The sequence below is a fragment of the Aeromonas sp. PrichA-15 genome (assembly GCF_017939245.1).
Classification (GTDB): Bacteria; Pseudomonadota; Gammaproteobacteria; order Enterobacterales; family Aeromonadaceae; genus Aeromonas; species Aeromonas caviae.
In genome coordinates, this window is sequence record NZ_JAGKRH010000354.1 from 1 (window position 1) to 334 (window position 334).

General features: G+C 53.6%; 1 protein-coding gene. It reads left to right on the forward strand.

Going from position 1 to position 334, the window contains the following annotated elements:
- Positions 1-272: IS200/IS605 family transposase (gene tnpA / locus J9889_RS23145; protein ID WP_210558359.1), on the forward strand; the 272-nt coding region annotated here is incomplete at its 5' end.
- Positions 273-334: the final 62 nt, after the last annotated feature.

Here is a 334-nt window from a genome sequence, read left to right on the forward strand (position 1 = left end):
AGGTTTGCAGAGATTTTGGTGCGGAACTGAAAGAGTGTGACGGAGAGGCTGATCATGTTCACATGCTGATAGAGTACGGCCCAACAGTGCAGCTATCGGTGCTGGTGAACTCGTTAAAGGCGGTCACATCAAGGCGACTGCGTAATGAATTTCTGGACTTGAGGGGTGCTTACAGCAAACCCGTACTCTGGTCACGCTCTTACTTTGTGGGCTCTTGCGGCGGTGCGCCGTTAGAGGTGATCAAGCAATACATTCAAAACCAGCGGGGCTGACGCCCCGGCGAAATTCCCCTCCCACCTACGTCGGAGGGAGTCCCCTTTCGCATTTAAGATGG